Annotated in this window: 11 protein-coding genes; 3 read left to right on the top strand and 8 right to left on the bottom strand. The window is 46.4% G+C overall.

The features are described from left to right. Positions 1–10 precede the first annotated feature (10 nt). Entirely contained in the window at positions 11–1,222 is a 1,212-nt protein-coding gene (gene csdA, locus BCU07_RS01915) for a cysteine desulfurase CsdA (RefSeq protein WP_102428261.1), read from the top strand. Positions 1,223–1,284: 62 nt separating this feature from the next. Here the strand turns inward: csdA and csdE are convergent, their stop codons facing one another. The 4 genes from csdE to BCU07_RS01895 form a co-directional block, all read right to left on the bottom strand. Next, positions 1,285–1,713 carry a cysteine desulfurase sulfur acceptor subunit CsdE gene (gene csdE / locus BCU07_RS01910; protein WP_017087709.1) on the bottom strand — a complete coding sequence of 143 codons (429 nt, stop codon included), beginning with the start codon at positions 1,711–1,713 and terminating at the stop codon, positions 1,285–1,287. 73 nt (positions 1,714–1,786) lie between these two features. After that, positions 1,787–2,596 carry a tRNA cyclic N6-threonylcarbamoyladenosine(37) synthase TcdA gene (tcdA, locus tag BCU07_RS01905; RefSeq protein WP_102428262.1) on the bottom strand — a complete coding sequence of 270 codons (810 nt, stop codon included), beginning with the start codon at positions 2,594–2,596 and terminating at the stop codon, positions 1,787–1,789. 113 nt (positions 2,597–2,709) lie between these two features. Then, a complete protein-coding gene (mltA, locus tag BCU07_RS01900; protein WP_017059898.1) occupies positions 2,710–3,822 on the bottom strand; it encodes a murein transglycosylase A in 1,113 nt (370 codons plus the stop codon). A gap of 81 nt (positions 3,823–3,903) precedes the next feature. Next, positions 3,904–4,377, bottom strand: coding sequence for a DUF2850 domain-containing protein (locus BCU07_RS01895; protein WP_017064193.1), 474 nt, complete (start codon positions 4,375–4,377; stop codon positions 3,904–3,906). A 161-nt stretch (positions 4,378–4,538) separates the two neighbouring features. Here BCU07_RS01895 and argA point away from each other — a divergent pair, with 161 nt between their 5' ends. Together argA and BCU07_RS01885 are read left to right on the top strand one after the other, a co-directional pair. After that, on the top strand, positions 4,539–5,876 hold the full coding sequence (argA, locus tag BCU07_RS01890) for an amino-acid N-acetyltransferase (RefSeq protein ID WP_102428263.1): 1,338 nt from the start codon (positions 4,539–4,541) through the stop codon (positions 5,874–5,876). 283 nt (positions 5,877–6,159) lie between these two features. Next, positions 6,160–6,351: a hypothetical protein gene (locus BCU07_RS01885; protein WP_046224581.1), complete on the top strand. Its 192-nt coding sequence runs from the start codon at positions 6,160–6,162 to the stop codon at positions 6,349–6,351. Positions 6,352–6,432: 81 nt separating this feature from the next. Here the strand turns inward: BCU07_RS01885 and recD are convergent, their stop codons facing one another. The 4 genes from recD to BCU07_RS01865 form a co-directional block, all read right to left on the bottom strand. After that, the gene (recD, locus tag BCU07_RS01880) at positions 6,433–8,643 is read right to left on the bottom strand and encodes an exodeoxyribonuclease V subunit alpha (RefSeq protein ID WP_102428264.1); all 2,211 of its coding nucleotides are present in this window, start codon (positions 8,641–8,643) and stop codon (positions 6,433–6,435) included. Next, positions 8,643–12,317, bottom strand: a complete 3,675-nt coding sequence (recB, locus tag BCU07_RS01875) for an exodeoxyribonuclease V subunit beta (RefSeq protein WP_102428265.1) — start codon at positions 12,315–12,317, stop codon at positions 8,643–8,645. The genes recD and recB overlap by 1 nt, the downstream gene beginning before the upstream one ends. Before the next feature lie 409 nt (positions 12,318–12,726). Continuing rightward, the gene (gene recC, locus BCU07_RS01870; protein WP_102428266.1) at positions 12,727–16,203 is read right to left on the bottom strand and encodes an exodeoxyribonuclease V subunit gamma; all 3,477 of its coding nucleotides are present in this window, start codon (positions 16,201–16,203) and stop codon (positions 12,727–12,729) included. Between the two features lie 127 nt (positions 16,204–16,330). Beyond that, entirely contained in the window at positions 16,331–17,326 is a 996-nt protein-coding gene (locus tag BCU07_RS01865; protein WP_198599052.1) for a TDT family transporter, read from the bottom strand. Positions 17,327–17,409 lie beyond the last annotated feature (83 nt).

The following is a 17,409-nucleotide window of genomic DNA, read 5'->3' as shown; positions in this document are numbered from 1 at the left end:
GTAAGAATAGATGCTTGATATCAATCACATCCGAGAGCAGTTCCCTGCGCTATCACAAACCATCAATCAACAACCATTGATTTACTTAGACAGCGCGGCAACGACACAAAAACCTCAGGTAGTTATTGATGCCATTAGCCAGTATTACTCCAAGCAAAATGCCAATGTTCACCGCGGTAGCCATAGTTTAACAGCGAACGCGACCAGTCAGTTTGAAGCAGCCAGAGATAAGGTCGCTCAGTTTATCGGTGCAAGCTCTTCAAAAGAGATCATCTGGACTCGTGGTGCCACCGAGGCGCTCAATTTAATTGCTCAAACTTACGCAAGAAGTACTCTTCAGCCTGGCGATGAGATTTTAGTGAGTGAAATGGAGCATCACGCTAACATTGTCCCTTGGCAAATTGTGGCAGAACAAACCGGGGCTAAAGTCGTTAAAGTACCGATGACATCGGATTGTGAATTTGACCTAGTCGCGTTTGATACGCTTTTAAATGAACGAACCAAGATTGTTGCATTAGCTCAGATAACCAACGTGACGGGTTCTCGTCAGCCGATTGAAGCCGTCATAGAAAAAGCACACAAGATGAATGCGATTGTTGTGGTCGATGGTGCGCAAGGCATCGTTCATGAATCAGTTGATGTTGCTGCTTTAGGTGCAGATTTCTACGTTTTCTCAGGTCACAAGCTCTATGCCCCTGCGGGCATCGGTGTGCTTTACGGCAAGCTTGAATTGTTAGAAGCGATGCCACCTTGGCATGGTGGTGGCAAAATGGTCGAGCGCGTCTCTTTCTCTGGCACTACTTTTTCAGAACTGCCTGGCAAATTCGAAGCGGGCACGCCAAATGTGGCAGGGGCGATAGCATTAAGCACTGCAATAGAATGGTTACGTGGTTTTGCACAGCAAGATGTCGAAAATCATATCCACCAGCTACAACACGAGACCTACCTTGCGCTCAGTAAACTGGATGACATTCAAGTTTTAGGGTATCAACCCAACGCAAGTGTGATTACTTTTGTGATGGATGGTGTTCACCATCAAGACATTGCGACACTGTTGGATCAGCAAGGGATCGCGGTACGTGCAGGGCATCATTGTGCTCACCCATTGATGGATGCGCTTAATGTAAAAGGAACGGTTCGAATTTCATTTGGTATTTACAACAACATGGATGACGTTGATAAGCTTATCGTTGCGATAGAAAAAGCTGTTGATATGCTGTAGCGAGATTATTTAGGGTTGGCGTTTAGCGTCAACCCTTTTCGTTTCTGTGTATCTAAGAGATATTAAGCACTTAGCTCTTGGATTTGAGCAACGATCGCTTTTAATCCGTTCCCGCGAGATGGGCTAAGGTGGGTAATTAAACCGATTTGTTCAAAGTAACCATCAATATCGAACGCTTGAACCTGCTCTGATGTTTTTCCATCATACGCAGCCATCACTAATGCAATCAGACCGCGCACGATACGAGCATCAGAATCAGCACAAAAATACCAAACACCGTCGATGTTCTGAGAAACTAGCCAGACTTGGCTTTCACAACCAGAAACTACAACCTGCTCACTCTTCAGCTCATCAGGCATGCTAGGTAATTTCTTACCCCATTGAATCACTTGGCGATAACGATCTTCCCAGCCGCTGAATGTCTGCATCTTCGCGACAATATCATCACTGGTAATTTCAGTGCCGAATGGAGAGCTTGGGAATGACATCATTTTAATATCCAATAGATTATGACTAAATGTACAGGTAACAATGGTTTAGTGTTCTCAAGCAAATAATAGAGAACTACTTAGAGTGCTTTTGAATCAGCTTTTCAACAATACGTGAAACAGCCACAAAACCAAAAGTCGCGGTGACCACTGTAGCAGCGCCAAAACCCGTCGCACAGTCCATGCGTTTTGGACCTTCCGCTGTTGCTTTCGCAGCACATACACTGCCGTCAGCTTGAGGGTATTTCAGCTGTTCAGTTGAGAACACACAATCGATACCAAACTTACGTGCTGAATTCTTAGGGAAATTATGATGACGACGAAGGGTATCTTTTAGCTTCTTCGCGAGCGGATCTTGAATCGTCTTCGTCAGATCAGCCACTTTGATTTGAGTCGGATCGATTTGACCACCCGCACCACCAGTGGTGATCACCTTAATTTTGTTGCTACGACAATATGCCAACAGTGAAGCCTTAGCTTTCATACTGTCAATCGCATCTAATACAAAGTCGAACTCTTTCGACAGGTATTCAGCCTGATTGTCTGGGCCGATGAAGTCGTCAATCAGGTTAACTTTACACTCAGGGTTAATCAGCTTAACGCGCTCTGCCATCACTTCGATTTTGCTTTTACCAACGGTACCCGACATTGCGTGGATCTGACGGTTGATGTTGGTCACACACACATCATCCATATCGATCAAAGTCAGCTCACCTAAACCAGTACGAGCAAGCGCTTCAACCGCCCATGAACCGACACCACCAATACCGATCACACACACGTGTGCTGCTCTAAGTATGTCGACTTCACTATTGCCATATAGGCGACGGGTGCCACCAAATCGTTGGTCATAGTTTTCTGAAGCTGGAGTGGTCAATTCACGCATTGTTGCCGCCAATTTATTTCTGAGAAAAAGAAAAGAGTGCGTTTTATACGCACTCTTGAATAAAAAGTCTAGGGGATTAGCGATTCGCTTTCAATGCCCTATTTTATTGTAGCTTACTCAACCTTTTCAGGAGGCAAAGCCCAAGGCGCTTCAGTTGCGCTGCCATCTAAACCGAGCTTCCACACACGACCAAAATGCTTGTAATGGCCCGCTTCTGTACCCGCTCGAGGGCCCATGCCGTGGTAAAGGTCCAAATGGTTTTGCTTAACCGCGCCGCCCGTATCCAAAACCAATAGCAGTCTTAGTTGATGAGCGCCGCTCCAAGTACCATCAGCATTCAGTAGTGGAACCTCAGCAAGAATCGGTGTTCCCATAGGTAAGATAGAGCGATCGCCCGCTACCGCCGCCATCGGTAATAGAGGAATGCCCGCGCTGCCCATTACCGATAGGTCGTCTCTCGCTTCAAAGAAAACGAAAGAAGGGTTTTGCTCAAGCAGCTCTTTCACTACTTCAGGATCGTTTGCCAATACCCACTCTTTGATTGCTTTTAGCGACATTTTTTCGCGTGGAACTAAGCCTCGTTCAATCAGAACACGGCCAATGCTCACATAAGCTTTATTATTCTTACCCGCGTAGGCGAAATACTGCAGCGTGTCATCATCACCGAAGTGCACAAATCCACTGCCCTGCACTTCCATCATAAATGGGTCGATGCGGTTTGCTGAATAACCTAACTCAAGGCCTTGACCTTCTAATGCGCCGTTGTAAATCTCTTCGCGTGTTGGACACTCTTTGCCACACTCAGGAAGCCCGTAAACAGGGTAACGGTATTCTTCATTCGCTTCGTGGCGCAGCTCCATCACAGGAGAAAAGTAGCCCGTGAACAAAACATTGCCTTGTTTATCACCACCACCTAGTTGAGCGGTTTGAACGCCAAAATTCGCTAGCTCGCTTGGATCTCCACTCAGCATCGCCCACTCATTGAGTTGTTGATAAAGCGGCTCATAGATTTTAGCCATCGAAGGGGATTTAGAAACCACCATCTCAGCTTGTTCTGCAAATGCGGTGTAGTCTCTTGGTTTATTGGATTCAACCTGATCGACCTTATTCAAGGTGCGAGGAAATTCGTCATCAAGGTGTTGCTGAGCAAGATCAGTGGGTTGAGCACAGCCAAATAACAAAGAGGCAGCGACAAGGGGAAGCCATTTTTTAATCACAAGAGTCATCCTAAAAATTCTATGCATCGAGGATGACAAAAACAGTCAGATAACACAATCTTAGATTGTAAGAGTTTACAAGAAGATAACCTATCGGACGGAGTTATCGATATGGCCCTTAAGGCGGAAGATGGGATTGTAGTGACTGTCAGAATCGAGCACCATTTCTGTATTGTCAGAATTGGTCATGCGGAAGCGATAGGTTTTATCACCCGCCTTGTATTCAAAGTAGTTTCCATCAAAGTCAAAGCTCGTCGAAACAACAGACCCACGAACTGACACACCATTAGCATTCAGAACAAACTCATCGGTCGCATAATGTGCAACATCTTGCTCTATCCAAGTGCCGTATATCAGATTGTCGGGCGTCGCCGCATTTTGCACTCGGGAAAGCACATCGCCGAACAAAGAAACCACCGCAAACGAACCCACTAAGGCTAGAACCATTAAACAGCGTTCAATGATCTTACGCTTCAACTTAGATTGATTGCGCTGATCAGCTTCGCTGTAGAGACCTTTGGTTATCTCATCGATTTTGTTCTTTGTTGCTGGAGCTTGTTGCATTCGGTGACTACTCATAAGGATGCTATGCGCATTCTACACTGAGACAGTTTATATATTGAAGCCTAGATAAGAATAGTTTGCGCTTTATTCCAAAAAGGTGTTGTTTACATTTGAATTTAAATGCTAAATTATCGAATAAATAAACAAAATGGACTTGTTCTGTGAAATTAAGAAGTACAGCGCTAGTAAAAGGTTTCAGACAATCAACCCCTTACGTAAATGCTCACCGTGGCAAAACCATGGTCATTATGCTGGGAGGCGAAGCCGTTGCCGACAAAAATTTCGGCAACATTATTAGTGATATAGCCCTACTCCACAGCCTTGGAGTAAAGATTGTTCTCGTTCACGGGGCAAGACCGCAGATCAACCAATTGCTCGCCAAGCAAGATTGCCATACGCCTTATCACAAGAATATTAGGGTCACTGATGAATATTCTTTGGGCGTCGCTATGCAGGCTGCTGGACAGCTTCAACTTGCCATCACCGCACGCCTCTCAATGAGCTTAAACAACACGCCGATGGCAGGCACTCAACTCAATGTTATGAGTGGTAACTTCATTACGGCTCAACCGCTTGGCGTGGATGACGGTACGGATTATTGCCACAGCGGGCGTATTCGTCGTATCGATATCGAAGGGATCAATCGCACGCTTGACCAAGGTTCAATTGTACTGCTTGGCCCTATTGCCAGCTCCGTGACAGGCGAAAGCTTTAACCTACTTTCTGAAGAGGTCGCTACCCAAGTTGCTATTCGTCTAAAGGCCGACAAGCTGATTGGCTTCTGCTCCGAACAAGGGGTAACAGATGAACGCGGTAACGTGCTCGCCGAACTCTTCCCTAAAGATGCCAAGCAAATTCTAGAACGATTAACGGAATCTCAAAATCCTGCCGAAGACATGAGCACAGGAACACTGCGCTTCTTGAAAGGAGCGATCTCCGCTTGTCGAGCTGGTGTGCCTCGTTGTCATCTAATCAGCTACAAGGTAGATGGCGCATTAATCCAAGAGTTGTTCTCTTTTGACGGTATTGGAACCCAAGTGGTCATGGCTAGTGCCGAGCAAGTAAGACAAGCTCAGATCGACGATATTGGCGGCATCTTTGACCTTATTCGCCCTCTTGAAGAACAAGGCATCTTAGTGCGCCGCTCTCGAGAACAGCTAGAGCAAGAAATCCACCGATTTACCATTATTGAAAAAGACGGGCTGATTATCGGTTGCGCAGCGCTTTACGCATACCCGGAAGATCATATGGCGGAGATGGCGTGCGTGGCTATTCATCCTGATTATCGTGATGGCAACCGCGGGCAAATATTACTGGACTACATGCGTCATCAATCGAAGTCTCGTGATATCGACCAGATTTTTGTCCTTACTACGCACAGCCTTCACTGGTTCCGTGAACAGGGTTTTTACGAGATAGCGGTTGATGAATTACCGATGGAAAAACAAGGGTTATACAACTATCAGAGAAACTCAAAGATCTTGGCGCTCAACGTATAAATAAAGTTTTGGAGCACAATCTCACTTCGACAGAAAAATAATTGCAAATGTAATCGTTTTCTATATGAGATTTATTAACTATGCACTTTCACTCACACGTATAATTGTATAGAATTTAGACGCTTTAATAATCTTAACAAATGTTTTTATTGGAATTGCCATCTCGATAGTCATGTCGAACTCATTGAGGTGGTCACTGCACGGATTGCTATACCCGTTGACGGCCAGCACGCTAACATTAGCTCTGCTCGTTAATATAAACAGCAAAAAGAGCAATATTGATATGAGAACCATTGTTTGTAACTCGCTGCAAAGTTTTTGGGATATGGCTGATAACCAATTCTTAGAAGGGCTAGACGTACACTGCGTGTTCCCTGTTAGCGAGAATCTAAAAGAGTTTATTTTGAATTGCCAAGCAAAGTACAAGATAAACCACATATCGTTTACTCGAGCGTTTTTAGGCTCTGATTCCTAATAACGCTCAAAGCAACCAAGGATGGTTGCTTTGTGTTTATCTAGCCCTAAGTTCAAAACCTTCTCTAGCCGTCCATAACGACTAATTCGTTAAGCGACTGCCTAAACCACTCACTCGCTCTGTTTTCACCTTAATCCCACGCTTCAACACATTTGTATCGCTGAACATCATCAGTCGTTTCTTCGCACGTGTAATACCTGTATAGATAAGCTCCCGCGTTAAAATAGGGCTGAAATCTGGCGGCAAGATCATTAAGGTCAGATCAAATTCACTACCCTGAGATTTGTGTATTGTCATTGCATAAGCCGTTTCATGATCGGGCACTCGGCTTGGTAGCACAGCTTTTACGCTGCCATCGGGCAACTCAAAATAGACCTTCAAACGAGGGGTTAAGTCAGGTTGACTAGAACCCGCCTCAAGCATACAGATACCAATATCACCATTGTACAAACCCAAGCCATGATCATTTCGCGTCACCATAACAGGACGTCCGTGATACCACAGCTCATCATTATGAGGGCTCACCAAACGCCTTGCGGCCAGTGCTCTTTCAATTCTGTGGTTGAGGCCTTTAACACCAAAATCCCCTTCACGAATGGAACACAACAGTCGGCATTGGCTGAACAAATCGAGTACCGATTTCGCTCTCGCTTCTTGAGTTTCTAACTCTTCCAACGGCACACTCATTCTATTGAGGTACGCACCATACTCGTTAACCAAAGTACGCAGCATCAGGTTATAGCTGTCACTCGACAGAGGGTGGTTTTCGATATCGCCAAAACCTTTGGCAAACACTTGGTCTACTTGATTCGCAGAACCATTATTGATTGCTTTTGCCAGCTGGCCGATACCGGAGCGCGCATCGAAACGATAACTCTTCTGCAGCATACACAAGCTATCCGCAATCGCAGGCGGATTCACCGCTCCAGCTTTGTCTTGTCTTGGTTTAGCTATCGCATCAAAACCTGTCATCTCTGCAATCAAATTGCCTTGCGCTGTGCTGTACCCTGCAGAGTTGAATGAACAGATATCACCGAGCACAGCACCTGCCTCTACTGAAGCGAGTTGGTCTTTATCACCCAATAAGATGAGCCTTGCGTGCTCAGGAAGTGCATCCACCAGCTTATACATCATCGACAGATCAACCATTGAAGCTTCATCCACTACCAAGATATCAAGGTGGAGTGGATTGCGTCGGTTATGTCTAAACTCAGCACGGTTAGGAATCGCGCCGAGTAATCTGTGTAAGGTGCTCGATTCGGTCGGTATGTTGGCTTTCACTTCAGGCGCTAATGGCAGCTGTTCAATTGCTTTACCGATCGACTCGGTTAAACGCGCCGCCGCTTTACCCGTTGGTGCCACTAGCTTAATCGTTGGTGTTTTACCTTGGCTGAGAGATTGCTCGACCATCGCCGACAGTAATTTGGTTACCGTGGTTGTTTTACCAGTACCCGGCCCACCAGAAATCACCGCAAAACGACGACTCAGCGCCACCGCTGCCGCGACTTTTTGCCAGTTCAAACATGCCGATAACGGCACCAAGTCGTCCAACACATCTAAGTCCGTCACCTGCTTAGCTTGTACAATCGCTTGGTCGATTGATCCCCAATCTAAAGCCTGCTCATTCACAATATCAAGATGGTCACACACCAATTGTTGGCGTAATACCTGAGACGTCTGCTGATTTGCTTCAGCCCTGGCTAAGGCGTTAAACAGAAAATGATAGCTACGTGCAAAAAGCAGATTGAGCGTTTCAGTCAGCGCTTTTTTCTGCTCAGTATTGAACTCTACCGGCTTACTTAAACGGTTTAAGGTCTCAGCCAACACAACTTCGTAGTTCCAATAACGCTGTAAATAGACACGCTGCCCATCGAACATTAGAGGCTTAACACAATCGTTGGTCGTTCCCACTAAGTTTGATGATTGAAGCACAGCCACCCAATCAATACCCAACAGTTTTTGGTTCAATTGCAGTGCAGTTTCACCGTATAACCCAAGTAACTGAGCAAGATCTGCCGCTAGTTCAGGGCCTGTCGTATGCTGCTGTATAAGCTGAGTACAAATGTGTCCTTTGCCTAATTCATGGCTCACTACCCCCGCGAGAAAGCCGATCTCTTGAGGGTAGCTCGTGGCTTGCTGAGCAAGAAAACGGGCAAATTGATAATCCAACTGACGAATAGAACCCTTATCCGCAAGAAACTGGAGTACATCCATCAGTTGCTCAGGAATAAGTGAAACTGGCTTTGCTGTGTTCGCAGTATCTATGCCGGTATTAGTGGTCGTTGTTGTCATTATAAAAGCCCCATCTGTCCAGTTTCATCGTCATTCAATTGTGCCGAACGTCTGTCTATCACTTTACCGTCAATCAATTGATCCATTTCATCAAGTAAAGCCAGTGTTGGTTTCGCCGAGAAAATACCTTGCTGAGATTGGCCGTCCATTCCTCGTAAGAACAAGTAGTACACGCCACCAAAATGTTGTTCGTAGCTGTAATTGGCAACGCGGCTGCGTAAGAAACGGTGCAACGCCAATGCATAGATTTGATATTGCAAATCATAGCGATGGTCGGCCATCGCCGATTTCAATGCCTCGCCATGGTAGACAGCAACATCATCTCCTAAGTGATTCGATTTCCAGTCGAGTACATAGTATTTACCTTGGTGCTCAAACACCAAATCGATGAAGCCTTTCAACATACCTTGCACGGTTTGGAAACCTAGATCGCCCGCTTTGGCTGACAATGGATCGTGATATTGAATGGTTTGATTCAGTTCAGATGCAGCCAATACTTCGATCGGCAGTAAGAATTCCATCTCAACTAAACGTTGCGTCGAGTCTTTCTCGCTTAGCTTTAAGTTCTTGCCGTCTAATGCGGTGTTCAGCACTGTATCGACCAGTTGCTGAAGCACAGGTAGCCACTCTAATTCATATTGCTCTGATTCTAATAAGTGAGTGATTACTTGCGTGTTATGTTCACTGGTTGCTGGCTCGGTAAATTCAACCTCCTCAAACAAGGTGTGTAAGAAAGTACCTGGGCGAGCACCACGAGGGAACGTAAAGATAGAGCGTTCAGGCTCAATCAACTCAGACTCATCCTGCTCATCAGCCGAATCAATATCAAAGCCAGACACCTCAATGGTCGCGTCATGACTCGCACCGTGACTGCCTTGCTTTACAAGCCCCGAGTAACTGGTGATACGCCAAGCCCGGTCGATTGAAGCCTTGAGTTCGCTCGCATGTAAGTCTTCGCTCACTTGCTCGGTTTGTACAAACACTTGCTCGTGAGCGGTTGGAATTTCGGCTAGCAGCACACTGGAATTCTTGCCCTCAATGGCTGCAAGAGCCTGATGCAATTCGGCAATACCCTGCTCTTGACCGTTTTGAACCAAATAGCCCATCGCACTCAAATGCACGCCGGTAGGCTCTTTGGTTGAACGCCCTTTACGCAGTGGCGCCATACCAATGAAACAGCCATAAACCGCACGAGTCAGCGCTACATAAATCAAACGCAAGTCTTCTGCGAGTCGCTCTTTATCGGCTTGGGCTAAGGCACTATCACTACCTGTAATATCCAGTACTGTGGTATCTGAATCATGATCGTAGAATTTGCCTTCGCTCGCTTCTCGGTAACTCGTAACAAATGGCAGGAATACTAAGTCATATTCCAAACCTTTCGACTTATGAATGGTAACGATTTGAACCAAGTTTCTCTCTGATTCAAGACGCTGAATGTCATCCTCACTGCCGCCTAAACCATTTTGAGCATCGGAAATCGCTTCTGCTAACCAACGCAACAAACCGTAATCACTATCGAGTTCTTGTCTTGCTTGTTGCAACAATTCGCCAATGTGCATTAAATCAGTGAGTGAGCGCTCACCATTTTCTTCTTCCAGTAAGCGTTCCGCGAGATGTCGTTTACTGATCACGCTGCGAAGCATTGGCAACACGCCGCGCTGAAGCCACAACTTACGATATTCTCTAAACTCGTTAACGACGTTTTCCCACACCACTTCATCGTTGTTGAGTTCATCCAACGATGCGGCATCCAGTGCAAACAACTCCGACGCTAAACTGGCGCGTAATGCTCGGTCATTTTCAGGTGTCAGCACCGCCTGCAACAAACGTTGAATATCTTGTGCGACCAAGCTGGTGAACACACTGTCTCGGTTGGATAAATACACGCTCGCAATGCCTTGTTCCGACAACGCGTTCTTAATCAGACGACCTTCACTACCGGTTCGAACCAAAACAGCAATATCACCCGCATTCACGGCATGTTGTTTTTTGCCGTTATCAAAATAGGCTTGTTGATTTTGAGAAGCGGTCAGAATGGTTTGAATTTGACTCGCCGTCGCCTCGGCCATGGCTTTGTGATATTCGCCTTTAGGTAGTGGCTTATCTTCTGCTTCTTGTAACCAAAAGGTCAGTGCGTGTTGAGTTTCTCCGTTCATCACCCATTGGCGGTTGTCAGCCGATGGACTGGCAGCGACGGGCAGAAATGGAATGTCTTGATCGTAGATAAACGGGCTGTCCGAATTCATAAACACTTGGTTTACTGCACTGACCATATCGGCACTTGAGCGCCAGTTAGTGCCTAAGGTGTAGTGAGCACTAACTTGGTTTCTCGCCTTGATATAGGTAAAGATATCTGCGCCACGGAAGCCATAAATCGCCTGCTTTGGGTCACCGATCATAAACAAGCCGCACTGCGGATTATCAAGATAGATTCGGCTAAAAATACTGTATTGCAGTGGGTCGGTATCCTGAAATTCATCGATCATCGCCACCGGGTAGAGCGTGCGAATCCTTTCCACCAGCAGTGACTGCTCATCGACATCGATCGACGCAGATAACTGGGTCAGTAGGTCATCAAACGACAACCACTGCTTTTGCTGTTTCGCCTTGGCGAGCATAGTTCGACAATGAGTAATCGCATGCGCCAATAACGGAGCTTTCAAATCAGCTGGGTGATTTAAGAAATCCTCAATAGCCTCAAACACCGCGTGCTGAGGCGCGGTGCCTTTTGGTGTTTTTTCAATTAACGTTGCTTGTGAGAACTTCTCTAGTTTATCTGGAAACTGGTAATCATGAGTGTCGCTCTGCGCCCATGCTGTCACAGCTTCTAACCATGTCGGCAGAGATTTCTTAGTGTAGCTACGCTTGTTCACATCCGAAGCAGAGATCAAAGCCAAAAAGTCCGCTTCGGATTCACACCACAGCGCTTTAAGTTGCTTCACTTTATCTAGGTTTTGGTTGTGCAGAGTTTGCAAGTCGCCCGACATCGCATCTACCGTCAATTTCAGCGGAGATCCTGTCAGATAACGATTTACGTCTGCTAATAACGCAGCAGGTGAACCCCAGATATTACGAACCTCACCAGCCAGTTGAATGGGCAGCGGGTAAAACTGTTTACGCCAATAGTCAGCAACTACTTGTGCTTTTAGGTGACTTTCATCGGTCACAAATTCGTTATCAAAGCGGCTTCCAGACTCAAAAGCATTTTGAGTCAACATTCGCTGACAGAAACCGTGAATGGTGTATACCGCAGCCTCATCCATTTGTCTTTCAGCGTTAAGCAGAGTTTTAGCCGCGCCAGCATGATCATCGATGGCTTGTAACAAAGGCGCAATCACTGGGTCGTCACTTTGCCCACGTGCAAACGCAATGCGTGCATCATGAATACGAGCACGAATACGATCTCGCAGCTCAGCCGTAGCTGCTTCAGTAAAGGTCACCACCAGAATTTGGTCTACGGTTAGCGGCTCATGGTGTCGAGTGGCTTCAGTCAGATCACCTTGTGGAGCGGCCGTGCCATGCCCGAGCAGTAGGCGTAAGTACAAGCCAGCGATGGTAAATGTTTTACCTGTACCCGCTGATGCTTCAATTAAACGCGCGCCATGAAGTGGAAACGTCATGGTATCGAGTGTCTGTGGAGCGATTACCTGAACACTGCTTGTGGTCGTCATGCCTTACTGCCTTCTGATAAATGTGTTGTTACAAATGTGACCTAGCGTGGAAAACGTCATTCAATTTACGTCCTACGCTAATTTGTTAATAGTTAGTGCGATCTCTCTCACGGATCAATTCGGATCGCCTCGCTACTATGCGCCCACGAGTTCAGGAGCACGTACGAGTTTTGTACTTTACGGCGTTACTTTGAACCACAGAATAATGGTCCCTCTGACCTGTGGCCGTACAGCGAACGCCCTACACTAATAATGATTTACTGGCGGCCACTTTATTTCCTGTACCTTGCTTCTATTCACCTTGATTCCCTTCATCTTGAAAGCAAGCGTACCAAACGCTTACCAGCGACTCTCTTTTGTCTTTCATTAATTCAGCGCACTCGCTATTGATCTTGTCGATCACAGCCACCTACTCTTGATCTTCCAGATCGGCAGTAGCCAACCTTGCCGCCTGTAGCACAAGCGTTGAATACATACGCGACTCAGTAGCCAATTCATCGTCCCATTTAGACCAGATTCGTGAGATGTAGGTATCTCTACCCTCGCCCGTGAAGGCGAAGCTGTCATTAAAGGTATCGGCCATTTTCTTGAGTGACTTTTCTTCATCATCGACCCACTTACCACGGCTAAAGCCCGCTTCAACACCAGCTAATGCCGTTTTCGGGAAGTATGGCAATGGTGCAGTCATACCTTGATAAAACAATCGTACTAACTCAGCTAATATACTCTTCGCTTGCTGCGCATCGCCGATAGGTTGTAGCGTTTGGTGAACCACGCCCTCTTTTCTGTCATAGCCAATAATATGGGTCGTTTTTCCGTGTCCCATAACAGCGCAGGATAGATGATCAATCCACGCAGCCAAGTAATCTTGAGAGCGTATTTTGCCGCTACGGAAACGCACTAGACCTGATTGATAGTTTTGAGTTAACCACCCCATCAAGCGAACAGGCTTGCCTTCGCCTAACACGTCAAACTCGATATTCACTTCGAGATCTTGCTGCGGTGATCCGCTCACAAATCTAATCTCTTTGGCTAAGTCTTCCGCTTGAACACGATTGGTTTCAAATTCGATGTCACCAAAGGCGCCGACCGGTAATCGACCTTGGGCTTTTTGCTCAGAGACAAACAGTCGCACCGCTTCGTCTGCGCCTTCTGGGTGGTCCAGCAACACTTGCAGCAGCGCATCTTTAAGCTGGAAGCTTTCTAAGCCATTAAGCACGAACGGCTCGTCGTCTTCCATTACCGGAAGCGGTGGCTCAAACACGACTTTTAGACGGCGATTAAAGAAGTATTGCACCGGCAAACGCCAGAAACGCTGTAGCTCAACCAAATCGAGTTCTAACGGATAGCTCGCACCAAGCAAATAGTCATCCAAAGCGCGATTGAATTCACCACTGCGCTCACCAGAACGATTTGCCGCAGGAAGCCATTCTTTGGCGTAGCTCAATACATGACCTGCATCACCTTGCGTAAAGGCTGCTGGGCTAAATGGTGTCATGGTGTGTTCAAAGCTGATTGCTTGAGTCAGTTTGATACCAGAATCATCACTTGGTAATGATTGGTCTTCACTTAGGCAGTAGTTCTGGTGGCAGTACTCAATCAACTCAGAAACCAATACCGACGGTACTCGCTCAGTATTATCTTGAATCGAGCGGCCGACATAACTGATGTATAAACACTCTTGCGCCGACAACATCGCTTCTAAGAATAGGTAACGGTCATCATCACGACGAGAACGATCTCCCGGACGAGTGCGTCCGTTCATCAAATCAAAACCTTCCGGCGGCATTGAGCGTGGGTAAACACCGTCATTCATGCCTAATAGACAAACAGTTTTGAACGGGATAGAACGCATCGGCATCAGGGTACAAAAGTTCACTTGCCCCGCTAAGAAACGCTGACTGATACGCGCACCCGACAGTTTATTGTTTAAGTACTGATAAATGATGCTTGGCGATAGCTCTTGTTCGTACAAGGCATCATCAAGCTGTTCATTCAGTTGAGAAAGTGCATCACGAATCGACTTAAGCACCACCTCGCCTTCTAGCTCAACGGCGAAGAAATCATCAATCATTTGCAGCAAGGTTTCACGCCACATATCGATGGATTGCGTCTCAGCAAGGCGTTGACGGTAATGGGCAATACGATCAATAAAGTGCGCTAACTTACCAGCAAGTTCGGCGTTAATGCCCTGAACTTCGTTATAAGCTGCAATTGGAGAGTGTCCAGTTTCAAACAAACCTGCGGAATCCGACATCGCATAACCCAGTAACATACGCTGGATACCAAATAGCCAAGTATTTTGCTCGGTGGCAGGCAAATCAAACTCTGTTGCCGTAGAAGAATCGACGCCCCAGCGGATACCCGCTTCTTCAACCCACTGCTTAGCTTGTTCAAATTGAAATTCATCAATACCGAAGCGTGCCATCATCGCTGGGATTTCTAATAGCTCTAGAAGTTCAGAAGCTAGACAACGCGTGTTCGGTAACGCGACCAACTGCATGAACGCGGTCAGAATTGGGCTCTCTTGGTCTGCCGTTCTATCCGAGATCGAGTAAGGGATATAACGCTCACCCGGAGCATTACCAAATACCGCCTGAATAGCAGGGCTGTAAGCATTGATGTCTGCCACCATCACAATGATATCGCGTGGTTTTAAGCTTGGATCAGCATCAAACATCGCTAACAACTGGTCATGGAGAACCTCCACCTCGCGCATTGGGCTGTGACAAGCGTGTACCGTCAACGAACGATCGCCCAGCTCAACCACTTGTTTGTGGTTGCTGGAGTCTAAGATGTGATCGTCTTGGTGCTCTTCTAACTCAAGAATATCGGCTTGCAGTTGATGCAGCAGGCTGTCTCTCTCGACATCAATAAAGAACTCATGCTCTTCGCTGTCTGATTGAGACAGCAAGAACAGGTTATCTCTGCCCAGTTTACCCATAGACGCCAGTAAGCTATTACCGACCGCTTGGCTGGTATGCAGTTCGTCTTCAATATTGGCTTCAATGCCATCTTTTAATGGTGAGACTTCGCCTTCTAGCTGAGGTAAACCATCAACCAAAGCAAACTGCTTACGACGCTGCGCTTCCACTCTCGCCAAGTATTTACGGTCACGAATATCGCCCCAGTAATGTTGGCAAGGGTTGGTAAACATCAGGTGGACATCAATCTGCTCGCCAAGCGCTTTCAATGCGTCCATATAACGAGGAGGCAGTGACGAAATACCAAACACAAACAGACGCTTAGGTAAGTGTTGCAGTTGACCTTGTTGCTTGGCTAGCGCTTCAATGAAGTCGTGATACAAGTTGCCACGGTGATACTTAGATTGGCCTTGAGACAAGGTTTTCTCATAGAGTGCTTGCCACAAAATCGGTTGCCAAGGGTGCTCTTGTTGTCCCTCATCATCGATAAGTTCTGCAACGGGCTCTCCCGCTTCCCACATCGCCATCCATTCAGGTCTATACACCAAGTAGCCATCGAAGATATCGGCAATTTTTTCTGCCAATTGATACAACTTCGAATCATCTTCGTCGTTTTCAAGGTAGCGTTGTAGAGGTAAAAAATCAGGGTGGTCAAGCTTAGCGGGTAGCAAACTCATCAGCTTCCATGTCATCGCTTCCTTGTTAAAAGCACTGCGTTTAGGTACATCAGGAAGCACTTGGGTAAACATATCCCAAATGAAGGTTGCTGGAAGTGGGAAATCGATATTTGCTGCTACGCCAAACTCTTTGGCGAGTTCCATCTTAAGCCATTGAGACATACCTGGGCTCTGAACCAAGATCTGCTCTTTTTCGAAAGGATTGGCTAAAGGATCACTTTTGATTAAGTGAACGAGAAGGATTTTTAAAGTATCAACTTTATTGGAATGGTAAACAGTAAACAAAGTGCACTCACGCTAATCTTGCCACAATATAAAGCCAGATTAGCATAAGTGCCGTGTTTGGATGAGGAATATAAGCTTACGAAATACTGAAAACTTAAGGTCCGTTTATCTTTTGAACTATTGCTTCTTACAATCTACTGCCTACCGCGCTTAGAACACGATGAGGTTTGTAATTCATGTAATAACGAACCGCCACATAGCCCACTACAAACGTTGCCACAATCAACTCTAGATACGCTAGGTTGAAGACTTGATCCACATAGTGAGCTTCCACACCAACAGTTTGCATCCAAGCCGCCAATTTGAATAACGCCGTTGCACCAATCACGATTGGGAAGGTAAACGCCGCATAGCCTGGGCTGAATGGCAGACGAAGTAGTTTGAAGAACGCTGCGTAAATGATGAACGTCATTAGCACTGCAATACCAAACAATAGACCGATGATAACTGGCGAAGGATTTGCCGTCACCGTTAGGTAGCCAGCTAGAGATAGACTTGCTGGTGCCGCCATAATCGCAATGGTTGGCTTTGCTGCGTCAGGCACTTCATGAGAGAAGATCAAACGGTAAACCATGATTGGTAGCATTACTGCGTAAACCAATAAGCCGAATACCAAAGTCGCGTTAGCTACTGGCTCTAAAACTGGATTACCTGAGAAAGAGACGTCAGCGACGATAATACCGATCGGTGGCACAAACCAGCTTGGCACCATGTGGTGAATCTCAAAGTTTTTAGCTCTGTGGTACAAAAAGCTCGTTAGAAACACAACATGCAAAGCCACAGAAGCCAACCACATAGCTTCTTGTAAGAATTGAGAGATTGGCGCCAAAGACGCTGACACCACCATGCACCCCATTGCAAATGTTGGTACCACACTGCCGACAACAGGGTGAGCAAGATCTTCACGCAATAGGTGACCATGAATCAAAAATTTCACAGCTAAAACAAGAAGTAATACCGCCGCAATGCCAGCACTGATCCACTGCACCAAACCCGGTGTGTGTAAGATACCTTGTGCGACTAGAACACCATCCCAACACCAGCCTAAGCTTGCAATTGCGAGTGCTAACCCTGCCATGGGTGTTGGAGCTCCTGTTAATCTATATTTAATACGTTGAATCATGTCAGCCTCTCTTAAACCTAATTCACTAAACTTGTGAACTCATCAGCTTGTTGAAGCCATAATACGCTTGCGCTTCGTTAAAC

This window comes from Vibrio sp. 10N.261.54.E10, from assembly GCF_002877735.2.
Lineage (GTDB): Bacteria > Pseudomonadota > Gammaproteobacteria > Enterobacterales > Vibrionaceae > Vibrio > Vibrio crassostreae_C.
The sequence above is the reverse complement of the archived record's forward strand: the minus strand, read 5'-3'. Positions and strand labels throughout refer to the sequence as shown.

Coding starts and splice junctions, on each gene's coding strand:
- csdA (WP_102428261.1), top strand. CDS start 11: ATGCTTGATATCAATCACATCCGAGAGCAGTTCCCTGCGCTATCACAA.
- BCU07_RS01885 (WP_046224581.1), top strand. CDS start 6,160: ATGAGAACCATTGTTTGTAACTCGCTGCAAAGTTTTTGGGATATGGCT.
- csdE (WP_017087709.1), bottom strand. CDS start 1,713: ATGATGTCATTCCCAAGCTCTCCATTCGGCACTGAAATTACCAGTGAT.
- BCU07_RS01865 (WP_198599052.1), bottom strand. CDS start 17,326: ATGATTCAACGTATTAAATATAGATTAACAGGAGCTCCAACACCCATG.
- recD (WP_102428264.1), bottom strand. CDS start 8,643: ATGACAACAACGACCACTAATACCGGCATAGATACTGCGAACACAGCA.
- tcdA (WP_102428262.1), bottom strand. CDS start 2,596: ATGCGTGAATTGACCACTCCAGCTTCAGAAAACTATGACCAACGATTT.
- recB (WP_102428265.1), bottom strand. CDS start 12,317: ATGACGACCACAAGCAGTGTTCAGGTAATCGCTCCACAGACACTCGAT.
- BCU07_RS01895 (WP_017064193.1), bottom strand. CDS start 4,377: ATGCAACAAGCTCCAGCAACAAAGAACAAAATCGATGAGATAACCAAA.
- mltA (WP_017059898.1), bottom strand. CDS start 3,822: ATGACTCTTGTGATTAAAAAATGGCTTCCCCTTGTCGCTGCCTCTTTG.